13 protein-coding genes are annotated in these 13,234 nt (G+C 42.1%); 5 read left to right on the top strand and 8 right to left on the bottom strand.

Features of this window, described 5'->3' with window-relative positions; all coding sequences use genetic code 11:
• The first annotated feature begins 7 nt into the window (after nucleotides 1–7).
• Nucleotides 8–691, top strand: coding sequence for a 16S rRNA (guanine(527)-N(7))-methyltransferase RsmG (rsmG, locus tag H6G05_RS18575; RefSeq protein ID WP_190580217.1), 684 nt, complete (start codon nucleotides 8–10; stop codon nucleotides 689–691).
• Here rsmG and H6G05_RS18570 read toward each other — a convergent pair.
• From H6G05_RS18570 to H6G05_RS18560, 3 genes are all read right to left on the bottom strand, one after another.
• The gene (locus H6G05_RS18570; RefSeq protein ID WP_190580215.1) at nucleotides 652–912 is read right to left on the bottom strand and encodes a DUF6761 family protein; all 261 of its coding nucleotides are present in this window, start codon (nucleotides 910–912) and stop codon (nucleotides 652–654) included. The genes rsmG and H6G05_RS18570 overlap by 40 nt on opposite strands.
• A gap of 204 nt (nucleotides 913–1,116) precedes the next feature.
• Entirely contained in the window at nucleotides 1,117–1,584 is a 468-nt protein-coding gene (gene tsaB / locus H6G05_RS18565) for a tRNA (adenosine(37)-N6)-threonylcarbamoyltransferase complex dimerization subunit type 1 TsaB (protein ID WP_190580213.1), read from the bottom strand.
• Between the two features lie 39 nt (nucleotides 1,585–1,623).
• A complete protein-coding gene (locus H6G05_RS18560; RefSeq protein ID WP_094530815.1) occupies nucleotides 1,624–1,839 on the bottom strand; it encodes a hypothetical protein in 216 nt (71 codons plus the stop codon).
• A 479-nt stretch (nucleotides 1,840–2,318) separates the two neighbouring features.
• On the opposite strand from H6G05_RS18560, the gene H6G05_RS18555 reads away from it, so the two are divergent.
• A complete protein-coding gene (locus tag H6G05_RS18555) occupies nucleotides 2,319–2,639 on the top strand; it encodes an ArsR/SmtB family transcription factor (protein WP_094530813.1) in 321 nt (106 codons plus the stop codon).
• Nucleotides 2,640–2,649: 10 nt separating this feature from the next.
• Nucleotides 2,650–4,299, top strand: a complete 1,650-nt coding sequence (locus H6G05_RS18550; RefSeq protein ID WP_190580211.1) for a SulP family inorganic anion transporter — start codon at nucleotides 2,650–2,652, stop codon at nucleotides 4,297–4,299.
• Nucleotides 4,300–4,527: 228 nt separating this feature from the next.
• Here H6G05_RS18550 and pstB read toward each other — a convergent pair whose 3' ends face one another.
• The 5 genes from pstB to H6G05_RS18525 all read right to left on the bottom strand — a co-directional run bounded on the left by pstB (nucleotide 4,528) and on the right by H6G05_RS18525 (nucleotide 9,664).
• A complete protein-coding gene (gene pstB / locus H6G05_RS18545; protein WP_190580209.1) occupies nucleotides 4,528–5,316 on the bottom strand; it encodes a phosphate ABC transporter ATP-binding protein PstB in 789 nt (262 codons plus the stop codon).
• Between the two features lie 63 nt (nucleotides 5,317–5,379).
• Nucleotides 5,380–6,300 carry a phosphate ABC transporter permease PstA gene (gene pstA / locus H6G05_RS18540; protein WP_190580207.1) on the bottom strand — a complete coding sequence of 307 codons (921 nt, stop codon included), beginning with the start codon at nucleotides 6,298–6,300 and terminating at the stop codon, nucleotides 5,380–5,382.
• 4 nt (nucleotides 6,301–6,304) lie between these two features.
• On the bottom strand, nucleotides 6,305–7,285 hold the full coding sequence (pstC, locus tag H6G05_RS18535) for a phosphate ABC transporter permease subunit PstC (protein ID WP_190580205.1): 981 nt from the start codon (nucleotides 7,283–7,285) through the stop codon (nucleotides 6,305–6,307).
• Between the two features lie 158 nt (nucleotides 7,286–7,443).
• Nucleotides 7,444–8,457: a PstS family phosphate ABC transporter substrate-binding protein gene (locus H6G05_RS18530; protein ID WP_190580203.1), complete on the bottom strand. Its 1,014-nt coding sequence runs from the start codon at nucleotides 8,455–8,457 to the stop codon at nucleotides 7,444–7,446.
• A 694-nt stretch (nucleotides 8,458–9,151) separates the two neighbouring features.
• Complete coding sequence (locus H6G05_RS18525; protein WP_190580202.1) at nucleotides 9,152–9,664, bottom strand: AAA family ATPase; 513 nt, start codon at nucleotides 9,662–9,664, stop codon at nucleotides 9,152–9,154.
• A gap of 97 nt (nucleotides 9,665–9,761) precedes the next feature.
• On the opposite strand from H6G05_RS18525, the gene H6G05_RS18520 reads away from it, so the two are divergent.
• Nucleotides 9,762–10,235, top strand: a complete 474-nt coding sequence (locus H6G05_RS18520) for a glutathione peroxidase (protein WP_190580200.1) — start codon at nucleotides 9,762–9,764, stop codon at nucleotides 10,233–10,235.
• A gap of 461 nt (nucleotides 10,236–10,696) precedes the next feature.
• A complete protein-coding gene (ppk1, locus tag H6G05_RS18515; protein ID WP_408962486.1) occupies nucleotides 10,697–12,841 on the top strand; it encodes a polyphosphate kinase 1 in 2,145 nt (714 codons plus the stop codon).
• Nucleotides 12,842–13,234: the final 393 nt, after the last annotated feature.

Raw genomic sequence — 13,234 nt, 5'->3', positions numbered from 1 at the left:
GTTTTTTATGCCCCACTTTTCCCATCTATGCGAGCATTGGCTATCTACGCTCAACTGGTCACCAAACCCTGACCAAATAGCCCAATTTGAAAAGCTGTACGAATTAGTCTTAGAGGGCAATAGCAAACAAAATCTGACTCGAATTACGGCTGCGGATCATTTTTGGGAAAAACATTTATGGGATTCGTTGCGGGGGGTATTAGCTTTTTGGGATCGGGAAGATATTAAGGTGATTGATATTGGTACAGGGGCAGGGTTTCCAGGATTGCCGATCGCGATCGCTAAACCGACATGGCAAGTCACCCTAGTAGATAGCAAACAAAAAAAGGTTGCCTTTGTCGAAGAGACAATCCAAACTTTAGGATTATCTAATGCGATCGCCCAATGGGGGCGTAGCGAAGACATTAATAAATTAGGTCAATACAAAAAGAAGTACGATTTGGCAGTAGTGAGAGCTGTAGGCAAGCCAGATATTTGTGCAGACTATGCATTGCCTTTTCTCAAAAAAAGCGGCACAGCAGTCCTATATCGTGGTCAATGGCTCCCCGAAGAAAGTGAGCAGCTTGATATATTTTGTGAGCAGCAAGAGCTGCAAGTCGTCAAGCAAGATCGCTTTCAGACTCCGCTTACCGCAGGGGTTCGGCATAGTGTTTACCTTTCTCCGCGCTCAACTTCCATCTCAAATTCATAGGGAGATGCAAAGTTAGAAGAATCATATAAAAATCGGATTACTTCTTCTTCGAGACGATGGATATGATGGACTTCTACAGCATTAGTTGCTCGCAGAGCCGATAAGTAACCGTCTAAAAATAGCCTCATCTCGTCGGTCGAACGATAACCACGTTCTGACATTTCGACAAGGGAGTCGGTAATCTTTTGATAATGACGAATGGCGATCGCGTCTTGAAGCATAGGTCAAGCTGGGAATAACTACCGTCTTAGGTGGATTTTGCTTTGGTAATAAAATGGTTCCCCCTTAGATCTAACGAGCGATCGCTAGTTAAGAAAATTCAACTTTTATATACTTTCAGCACCATGATTCTACCACTTTGCTAACCAGAGAGGGGGATATAGTGCTGATTATCCACAAAAAAAGGCGCATTGCGCCTTTTTTTGTTACTGCTCATAAATTGGCAAAACATCTTGCCAATTTGGATAAACTCCTGTTTGCCATTGAGCTTGCCATTGATCGTGGGCGATCGCTAGCAAGCTTTCGCCTAGGGATAAAGGTGGATCAGATTGTTGCGCTTTAGTGACTATTGACTCACAGTCAATTCCATATACAGGAATCTGTAACTGCTCACCAATCGTCCTTGCTACCACGACACCGATCCTTGTGCCAGTAAAGCTCCCGATACCCGTGGCGATCGCTAAAAAAGCCAAGTCAGTCCATGCAAGATCACCCATAAACACATTTAAACAGTCATGTAACTGTACAGATAGCTCTCTGCCTAGTTCCCATGACTGCTGTTTATGGATGATATAAATTTGAGAATTGCGATCAGAGTTTGGGTTAATTTCCGCGATCGCAAGCTCTAATTTTGTAGTTGTTGTATGTAAGGCAAGGGCAAAACTTGTGGTCATGATCTGTAGAATACTGGAAGGCGATCGCCAGAATTCAGATTAGAATTTATTGCCACCAGAGCCAGTATCAGCAGCGCCAGTATCGGCTGCACCTGTATCAGCAGCTCCATTGGATTCAGAATCTTCTGGATCGTTATAGCTGCCCATTGGTCTTCTACGTCCAAAGCGACCCATAGGGGTGCGCTTACGAAACTTACGCGCATACGCTTGGTTGCGAAGAGCTTTTTCTTTTTTCTGATTGCGGCGCTTAGCCATTTTAACCTACTGTACCCCTTAGAGATTGAGTCTATTTAAGCTAACACAAAACGAGAAATAGACAAAGCCCAATTATTTTTTCCCAGCAATTCTCATTATAAAAATCGGTTTTTTAAAAGCCCGCCGTTGGCGGGCTTTCAAAAAACCGATTTTGGTATTTCCAGCGCCGAAGGCGCTGGAAATACCAAAATCGGTTTCATAACGAGAATTGCTGATTTTTTCCTAGCAATTCTCATTATCAAAATCGTTTTTTGCAAGCAAACCTTAGGTTTGCTTGCAAAAAACGATTTTGGAGCTGGAAACACCAAAATTTGGTTTCACAATTAAAGCTATTGGGATTTAAAATCTATATGCAATACTTTGAAGATAGATAGGTTAGTATATAGATACCTTTAAGTATATAAATCCGATATATTTACGTTTGACCTTGTATCTTTGTCTCGTAAAGTTGAGGGATATAAGTGAATAGGGGTGTTCATATGACATTTCAACCAAGTTATTTTAAAGCTGATTTATTTAAGGTTTTATCCAATCCCGTAAGGATTCAGATATTAGATTCTTTACGGATTGGTGAACAAAGCGTTAATTCGATCGCGCAGGGGATTGAAGCCGAGCCATCAGCAGTTTCGCAACAGTTGGCAGTAATGCGGCGATACAACCTAGTGCGATCGAGGAAACAAGGAAACTTTGCTTACTATTCCGTCGGTGATCCCACGATTTTTAAGGTATTGGATGCGGCGCTAGAGCTTTTTAACAATCACGTTATTGAAATGCGGGAATCTCTACAAAAATTGGAGTAATTAGAATCTCATGGCACAAGCAGGAAGCTTAGCTAGCAACAATCAAAGTCCGAAAAATCATCCATTCAAGGGATTATTTAGTAATTTTCGTGGCGACCTGACGGGAGGACTTACTGCCGCAGTCGTCGCGTTACCCTTAGCGCTTGCCTTTGCAGTCGCCAGTGGTGTCGAACCGAAGGCAGGGCTTTATACAGCGATCGTGGCTGGAGTCGTTGCCGCTGTATTTGGTGGCTCACCTGTGCAGATTACAGGCCCCACGGGAGCGATGGCTGTTGTTTTAGTGGGAATTGTCGCTAAATATGGCATTGAGAAAGTTTGGATTGCTGGCGTAATGGCGGGAATTATCCAAATCGCCCTCGGCGTGGCAAAGTTAGGGCGTTTAGTGAAATTCATTCCCTATCCTGTCACCGCAGGATTCACCAATGGTATTGCCGTAATTATTTTTTGCGGACAGTTAAATAATTTCTTCGGGTTACACCTGCCAAATCAAGAGCATTTCCTCCAAGCACTTTGGCAAACTGTCACCAATTTAGAAGGCTATAACTGGTTAGCGATCGCCTTAGCCCTATTGACCATTGGCACAAAATTATTATGGAATCGAATCAACCACTCGATTCCAGGGTCTTTAGTTGGTTTAGTCGTCGCTACCATAGCCGCAGTCATCGCCAAATCACAATGGCATCTAGAAGTACCCACTATTGGGCTAATTCCTCAATCTTTACCCATCCCCCAAGGCATTCCCCATTGGAATGATTTCAAATTAATTAGAGAGCTGATTAATCCCGCGATCGCCCTTGCCGCATTAGGCAGCATCGAATCTTTACTAGCAGCCGTGGTTGCCGATGGTATGAGTGTTAGCGATCGCCACAATAGCGATCGGGAGCTAATTGGACAGGGTTTAGCGAATATGATCGTGCCATTTTTTGGTGGTATTCCTGCGACTGGGGCGATCGCCCGTACAGCGGTAAATGTGCGGGCTGGTGGTAAAACTCGCTTATCAGGAGTAATTCACGGTGTCGCGCTTGCTGCGATCGTCTTAGCCTTTGCACCTCTGGCTTCACAAGTACCTCTCGCGGCTCTCGCTGGTATCCTAATGATTACCAGTATTCGCATGATGGAATGGGAAGCGATCGGCTTATTGATCCATACTACCTATGCTGATTTTGGAGTCATGCTGTTGACATGGCTAGTTACGGTCTGTTTTGACCTAGTTTTAGCAGTGGAAGTTGGTCTAATTGCCGCAGGGATTCTCTTTATCAAGCGCATGAGTGAACTCAGTCTAGTCAAAATGCCTGAAGATAATGTCTTCCTTGCTGGCGTACCCCTAGACTTTGGCAAACAAATTGCTATCTATCGGATTGATGGGCCGATGTTCTTTGGTGCAGCCGAGAGATTTGTCAGCTTCCTTCGTGATGCACCTGAAGTTAAGTATTTGATTTTGAGAATGCGCTATGTACCGAGTATGGATACGACTGGACTAGTTGCTCTAGAAGAGATTTATCACGATTTACAACGCCACAATTGCCAATTGTTTTTGAGTGGTTTGCGTCCTGAAGTCGAGCAACTTTTAGATCGCAGTGGCTTACTCAAGGAAATTGGACATGAAAATTGTTTTGATTCTACGGAAGATGCACTGCATCAGATTATGCCTGTTGGTTAACGTCAGTTCGACGAAAACGAAAAATGGTAAGAATCGCTAAGCGATTTTTACCATTTTTAGCCATTTGCGTCGTGCTTCGCACGACGCAAATGGCTATATCGAACTCACGTTTGGTTAAAACGCACTCTCTCAAAATGTTGAAAAAGTAAAAGAATTGTGTCACCCGTTACGCGGGTGACACAATTCTTTTGCATAGGCTCAAAAGCCCAAAAGCAAGATACTTAACTTTTAGCCAAACTTACCAGAGACATATTCCTGAGTTTGTTGCTTGCTTGCTGAGTTAAATATGATTTTTGTGTTATTAAACTCCACCAACTCTCCCAAATACATAAAGGCAGTAAAGTCAGAAATACGAGAAGCCTGCTGCATATTGTGAGTCACGATTAGCACTGTTACTTTATTTCTTAGTTGGGTGATCAACTCTTCAATACTAGAAGTAGCGATCGGGTCTAGTGCTGAAGTTGGTTCATCAAATAGCAATATCTCAGGATCAGTTGCCAAAGCTCTGGCTATACAAAGTCTTTGTTGTTGTCCCCCCGACAGATTAAAAGCAAGATCATTCAGTCGATCTTTCACCTCATTCCACAGCGCGGCTTCTCGCAAAGCCTTTTCCACCTTATCAGTAATCAATTGCTTTTGATGAATCCCCCTGACGCGCAACCCATAGGCAACATTCTCAAAAATCGTCTTAGGAAAAGGATTAGGCTTTTGAAAAACCATGCCAATTCGCATTCTTACTTCAATCGGATCAATATTTTTATCGAGAATATTTTGTTTCTCAACAAGGATCTCTCCCACATAGCGATTCCCTGAATAAAGGTCGTGCATACGGTTAAAGCAACGTAGAAGCGTAGTTTTACCACAGCCTGAAGGTCCAATCAATGCTGTAATTCGGTTCTCGGCTATTTTTAGATTAATGTTTTTAAGAGCTTGGACAGAGCCATAAAAAAAGCTAAAATCCTTGATCTGAGCCTTGAGTCTTACTTTTTTAGTTGTAGTTGGGGAGGTAGTTTCCATTTATTTCAATTAGCCAATTAGTTAATTACTCAACAAAAATTTGTCTTTAAATTTTCTCTGTTTCTACCATTTGATTCGCTTGCGGAAGTAATAGCGGAGGTAAATGGCTAAGCCATTCATAGTAATTGTCATTAGAATCAAAATCACTCCCGCCGCCGCCGCATTTACCTGAAACTCTGGCTCTGGTCGAGATACCCAGTTAAACATCTGAATCGGCATCACTGTAAATGGAGCTTCTAGCCACGTAAACACTTTATTAGGGAAGTCCACAAATGGAGAATCTGGCAAAAAGGCAATAAATGTCAATGCGCCAATCGTCACCAATGGCGCAGTCTCTCCGATCGCTCTAGATAGTCCCACAATAATGCCTGTTAATATACCACCTGCGGAAGATGGTAAAAGGTGATCCCAGATCATCTGCCATTTGCTTGCACCCATTGCATAGGCTGCTTCTCGGAGCGAATTCGGCACTGACTTGAGAGCTTCTCTCGTAGTCACGATCACTACAGGCAAAATCAGCAAAGATAATGTTAAGCCTGCGGTGAGAATACTCTCCCCCAGCTTAAACTGCTGCACAAACACACCTAGTGCTAATAATCCATATATGATTGAAGGAATACCAGCTAGATTGGCAATGTTGATCTCAATAATATTAGCGACCCAATTTTTGCGAGCATATTCTTCTAGATATATGCCTGAGGCAATACCAATCGGAACCGTCATTATGATCGTCACTAGCATGGTGAGACAACTGCCAACCCAAGCTGTCAAAATGCCTGCAATCTCTGGAGCGGGGTCAGCAAAGGAAGTGAGAAATTCCCAATTTATACGTGGGATTCCTGTAATGGATAGTTGAAGTATAAGCGCGATCAAAGTCAAGATGCTGACTAAAAGAGAGAGAATAGCAACGATTATAAATATGTAATCCCACAGTTTGCGACGGCTAATGTTTTCCTTGAGCTTTTGGATGTTATGTGATTGCATGACTCTAATAAACCTCTCGAAAACGCTTAGTCAAAAAGAAGCCAATAATATTCAACAACAGCGTAATCATTACTAGGGTTAGCCCTGCTGCAAAAATTGTTTGATATTCTATAGTGCCCCTAGCAATGTCGCCCTGTGAGACTTGGACGATATAAGTAGATATGGTTGCGGCTCCTTCGAGGGGATTCCATGTGTATATTGGCTGTAATCCTGCGGCGATCGCCACAATCATCGTCTGTCCGATCGCCCTAGAAATACCTAAGATATAAGCCGCCATAATTCCTGAGATCGCTGAAGGTAAGACCACATTTAGGGCTGTTTGTAATCTTGTTGCGCCCATCGCATAGGAACCTTCACGAATTTGCAAAGGGACAGCCCGCATCGCATCTTCGCTAATTGAGCTGATAAATGGCACGATTGCAATTCCCATTACCAGCCCTGCACTGAGCATATTAAAACCAGGAAGGACAAAATAATCAAACTCTTCTAGTCCAGGGATCAAAAACTTGTGGACAGCTAATATTGATTCTTTAAGCAAAGGCGTAACAAAAAGCAGCGCAAAGTAACCATATACGACCGTGGGAATACCTGCCAAAACCTCTAAAATTGGTTTGACTATTTCCCGCACTCGATCTGATGCAAATTCACTTAAATAGATAGCAATGATTGTGCCAAGGGGAATTGCTAAAACTAGGGCAACACCAGTAGTAACTAACGTGCCTGAGATGAGTGGCAAAATGCCATATTTAGGTTCACTGAATAATGGAGTCCATTCAGTAGCTGTCAAAAATTCAACTATTGAAACTGTTTGAAAGAACTTCCAAGCCTCTCCTATCAAAATTTCCATAATCCCAAAGGTTGTTAAGACTGAGGAGGAAGCTGCTAAAAAAAGTACTACTTCAATTACTTTTTCAATGATTAAGCGCTTTTGAGTGCGACTAGGTTTAAAAGTTGTCAGGCTGGCGATTTTCGCTTCTTTAGTCATGAGATTGTGCGTATTTCTAGAAATGTGGCATCATCGCCAACATGCAGGTCAGGTAAATGCTTAAAATCCCAAAAATGTAATTTTCAACATTTTTGGGATTAAAGGGAATTAAATTTTGAAGAATGTACTAATGGCAACTACAACTTCGGAAATGAATCTTAGCGAGTTTCGCGAGAAATCAATTCGTTAATAGTCAGACCAATTTGTGCTTCACCTCCAAAAATAGTGCCAAGTTTGCCCTTGTTATAATTGGCAAGAATCTTACCGTAGGCAGGCTGAGGGAATGGTGTGTATTTAGCCTGTTTGACGATCCTATTACCGTTGTTAAAGACGTAGGTTACAAACCGCTTGACCTCAGGACGAGCAGCAGCCTTAGTGCTGACGTAAATAAACATTGGGCGAGAAAGTGGCTGATAGGACGCATTTTGGACAGTGGCATCAGAAGCCATCACCGCATTGCGACCGCCTCTGGGAATAATACCAACTGCGCGAATACGGCTCTTGTTTGACTCCAGATAGGACTTGCCAAAGTAGCCGAGAGCGCCGCGATCGCCTGCTACACCTCTGACCAATACATTGTCATCTTCGCTGGGGGTATAGTCGGTGCGGCTAGACTTAGACTTGCCATTAATTGCTTCTGTGAAATAATCAAAAGTACCCGAATCAGGACCGGGACCAAATAATTTTAAGGGAACGTTGGGAAAACCTTTACGAACTTGGCTCCAGTTTCTAATTTGGGAACCTGGCTCCCAAATCCTCTTGAGTTCATCAACGGACAAATTCTTAGCCCATGTATTTTGGGGATTGACCACCACAACTAGACCATCGTAAGCAATAGGAAGTTCATAGAAACTAATTCCTTTGGCTCTGCAAGCATCAATTTCTTTTTTGCTGATTGGTCGAGAAGCGTTAGAAATATCGGTGTCACCGTTACAGAATTTCTTGAAACCACCACCAGTACCAGAAACACCAACGGTTACTCTGGAACCACCTGATTTTTGAAAGTCGCTAGCTGCTCTTTCCATAATTGGGAATACAGTACTAGAACCATCTGCTCTGATCACACTCTGAGCATTTGCCTGAGATCCGAATGATGCGATTAAGGCAGTGCTAACAGCAACAGCAGAAGCTGCCTTAAAAAATAGACCTTTAAACATTACAGATGAATCCATGACTTTGTCTGTATCAATCCAAAATTGTTATACAAACTTAAATCTACACAAGGATCTATTGCATTTTGTAAAGGATAGAGAAAGCTTTTATTAAGTAAAGATTATTAAAAAGATAAAGTTTATTTAACTTCTTTTTAAGGGATGAATAAAATCTTTTGCAGTTAAGAGTATTTAACCTCAGTTCTGCTTAATTCCAAACTAGCTCCTAGAAGGAGGCAAAACAGTAAAAGCCTCGCTTTGCGAGGCTTTTACTGTTTTGCCTTTTAAAATTTTGTAGCTTATCCCGAACTCACGCTATTTAAACTTTCTGATATTGTTAGTGCTTTGAAATTACGTTTTTTCGCTGATATTGATAATTATACCAAAACACAAAATGGCTATGCCATTTTGTGTTTTGAAAACCCTTACTGGGTTTGGATTTTAATTCATAAAAATGTAGTCACACTTTCGTGAATTGGTATTTATAGTTGTTGCCATTCTTGCTAGGACATAAAATCCAGATAGTGTGAGGCGGCGAGAAGCGCCGCCTCACACTATCTGGGTTTTGATTTGTCCTGATACAGATGGCTATAGCTATATAGCCACCTGTATCAGGGAGATGCGGCGCTTCACACCGCTTATCTCTGTTGAGCTTGACAGCAATTGTGGTTCGTTTGATCTCAAAACTGGGAAGGGAGTAAAAATAATCCACCACTTAGTCAATCCATTCATTGTCTAATTTTTGATCTCGCAACAAGATGCGATCAAAGCCTTCGCTGAGAGTCGGTGGGTTATAGGAAAGGGTGCGATACATTTCGATGACTACATCTTCAGGAACAACGCGATCGCGTACCTCATTACGGGATAGGCAAATCCAGAGTGGCACATCTAGCCAAATACCCGTAATTGGCTTGAACCCATGAGCCTTAGCAAGGTCAATAACATCTTTGCGATACTCACGTTTATAATTTGTGGCATCATATATTACAGATTGTTGCGATTTCGCTGCATTGGCAAATGACTGTTGTACCTGCTCCCAAATCTCCGCCCAATCTCCCTGCGTAGCAGCTGATCCATACAGTGAAGCTCGAATGCGATCGGGGCTGATTAGTTGAGTTGCCCCATAAGTTAGGCTACTACTATTCTGACTAGAAGCATACAGCATCTTCTCAGCAAGGCTAGATTTGCCACTAGCGGGTACACCAATTAGGATAATTACACTTGCCATGCGATCGCTGCAAATTGCTAAATAGTTATGAAATCAGTCTTTACTAACTATAGCAACCTCAAAAACAACTCCCATATAAACCCTAATAATCCGAAATATGTCCACACTTTACGATTTCAAGCTCACCAACATTGATGGTCAACCAGTTGATCTTGCTCAGTACAAAGGCAAAGTTGCTTTAGTTGTCAACGTAGCTTCTAAATGTGGCTACACCAAGCAGTACAAAGGGCTAGAATCTCTTTATCGTGAATACAAAGACAAGGGTTTCGAGATTCTTGGCTTTCCTAGTAACGACTTTGGCGCACAGGAGCCAGGGACTGAAGCAGAAATCAAGAGCTTCTGCTCTCTCACTTACGATGTCACCTTCGACATGTTTAGTAAGGTAAAAGTAAGCGGTAGTGACATGTCGGATGCTTACAAATATCTCACCGAAACTACAGGTAGCCAAGTGAAATGGAACTTCAATAAGTTTCTAGTTGATAAAGAAGGTAAAGTCGTGAAGTACTACCCTTCTAGTGTCTCCCCCGAAGATGCAGAGTTGCGTAAAGATATTGATGCTCTCTTGGGCTAGAGTTTACAGCGCTTTGCGTTCAAACTTTGTCCCCAGATTAAAGTCCCCCAGAATTGGGGGATTTAGGGGGCTTAGACATTAGCAAGCCTTTTAAAAAACTTTCTTGTATAGCTGTCGCCAAATGTATGAGGACATAAAACCCAAGAAGAGAATGGCGGCGCTTCGCGCCGCCATTCTCTTCTTGGGTTTTGCTTTTGTCCTAACACAATCGACGGCATCCATAGTTCGTTTGAGCTGTAAATAATCAAGGGTGATGCAAAACATCACCCTTGATTATTTATTTGGGGTTATTTTTGAGAAGTGTTTAAGCTCACATAGCAATGACCGATACTTCGGTAATCTAGTAAGTAACTGATTTTAAGCAAGATGATAGATTGGCTCCTATGACCAGAACCAAAAAAGATTTAGTTAAGAAAGATGTAGATATTTCTTCAAAAGAAGCTGACATAATCGAAACGACTATGGACTTAGTAGAAATTTCAGAATCTTTGCCAGAGAATTCAGAGACAATTGGTAAGCAACATGCAAAGTCTGATGCTGATTCTGTTGATCGCTCCATGTATTTTTTTAATCGCGAACTAAGCTGGGTTGCATTTAATAAAAGAGTTTTAAGTGAAGGTATTGACTCGCGCACCCCACTACTAGAACGCGCTAAATTTTTCGCAATTTTCAGTACTAACCTTGATGAGTTTTTCATGGTTAGAGTTGCAAGGGTGAAGAAAAAGTTTGCGGAGCAGATGGACATTGTTTCCGATGATGGGCTGAGTCCAGAAAAGCAGTTACAAGTAATTCGGGAAGCGCTTGTGCCATTGATCACGATGCAACATGAGTTTTTTGAGAATACCCTGCGTCCAGAATTACACAGACATGGAGTAAAGCTCTTAGACTACAAGGATATCGATAAGAAACATCAGCGATATCTCAAAACCTATTTTCAAGAAAAGTTATTTCCCGTACTCACGCCCTTAGCTGTCGATCCTGCTCACCCATTCCCTTACATCTCTAACTTGAGTCTAAATTTAGTCGTGATTGTGCGCGATCGCGAAACTAAGGAAAAGAACTTTGCGCGAGTGAAAGTACCTAATGTATTACCAAGGTTTGTCAAAATTCCTGAGACCGATGATCATACCTTTGTGCCTTTGGAACAGGTTATTGCCCATAACCTTGACGCTTTATTTCCAGGAATGGAAATTCTCAGTTATTATCCATTTCGGATTACCCGTGATGCGGAACTAGATATCGAAGAAGAAGAAGCTGATGACTTGATTTCGGCTTTACAAGAAGAGCTACGCAAGCAGAAGTTTGGCTCAGTTGTGAGAATGGAAATTGCGAGGGATATCCCTCCAGAAATCCGCAAAGAGCTAATTGAGCAATTGGGGATTACTGAGGCTGACGTATACGACATCCCTGGACTCATTGGATTAGGCGGTCTGATGTCCCTCGCTTTTTTGCCCATGTCAGAATATCAAGATAAGCCTTGGAAATCAGTCACCCATCCACGATTGAAGGAAGGATATGAGCAGGGTAAAAGTTTTTTTGAAATTATTCAAGAGGGCGATTTTCTAGTTCATCATCCCTATCAATCCTTTACAACTACCGTACAGCGATTTATTGAAGCGGCGGCTAACGATCCTGACGTTCTAGCAATTAAGCAGACCCTGTATCGCACTTCTGGCGATTCACCGATTGTTCATGCTTTGGTACGAGCTGCGGAAAATGGCAAACAAGTCGCGGTGTTAGTGGAGCTAAAAGCAAGATTTGATGAGGCGAATAACATTCTCTGGGCGAAGAAGTTAGAGAATGCTGGGGTGCATGTCGTCTATGGGCTGAAAAATCTCAAGACTCACACCAAAACAGCTTTGGTGGTCAGACAAGAAGGCGATCGCCTAGTGCGTTATGTTCATATCGGTACTGGCAATTACAACCCGAAAACAGCGAGATTTTACAGTGATCTAGGTATTTTTAGCTGTAATGATGATTTGGGTGCAGATTTGACGGATTTATTTAACTATCTCACGGGTTATTCCCGTCAGCGCGATTATCGAAAATTGCTAGTTGCTCCTGTAAATATGCGAGAGAAGTTTTTGAAGTTAATTCAACGCGAAATTGAACATCAAAAGCAGGGCTATCCTTCCTATATCATTGCCAAGATGAACTCACTAGTAGATCCTGAGATAATCTCGGCTCTATATGAGGCTTCACAAGTTGGGGTGAATATTGATCTAATCATTCGAGGGATCTGTTGTATTCGTCCTAAGGTCAAAGGTTTAAGCGATCGCATCAGGGTAATTAGTGTCATTGGGCGCTTTCTCGAACATTCACGCATCTTCTACTTCAGTAATGGAGGAGAAGAAGAGGTCTACATCGGCAGTGCTGACTGGATGCCACGAAATCTTGATGCGCGTGTTGAGGTGATTACCCCTATTGTGGAAGGCTCTCTAGTTAAAGAACTCAAGCAGATTCTGGAGATCATCCTTGCTGACAATCGTCAAGCTTGGGATCTCAAGGCAGATGGAACTTATATCCAGAGAGTCCCTAATGATGGAGAACCTGAAATGAGTTCACAAAAGCATTTCATGTCACAGGGGAGACCAGAATTTGCATAATAAAAAATGCTCCCTTTGGGAGCATTTTTTATTATGCAAATTTGTTTTGAAATAGGATTTGGAGACCAAATCCCTACAACATTTCGTACAGGTAGGGGCTTGGTCTCCAAGCCCAAATCCTTATATTTCGCACTATAGCTAGTACAAACCAAAACCCAAGAATTGAGTGGCGGCGCTTCGCGCCGCCACTCAATTCTTGGGTTTGATGTCCTAAGCAAAACTTACTTTGCTATAAATCCAGTCAGGGTTTTAAAACCACAAAATGGCGTAGCCATTTTGTGGTTTGGTATTAAGGAATGAAAAATAAATAACTTATGCATTTCAGTTATTTTGAGGAATAGCTCTATAATTCCATTTAGGAAGATATTCATCAAAAATGATAGGTAGATTTTC

Origin of the sequence: Phormidium tenue FACHB-1050, assembly GCF_014696925.1 — a bacterium.
In the GTDB taxonomy this organism is placed as follows: Bacteria; Cyanobacteriota; Cyanobacteriia; order Pseudanabaenales; family Pseudanabaenaceae; genus Pseudanabaena.
This window is presented reverse-complemented; position numbering and strand designations above follow the sequence as displayed.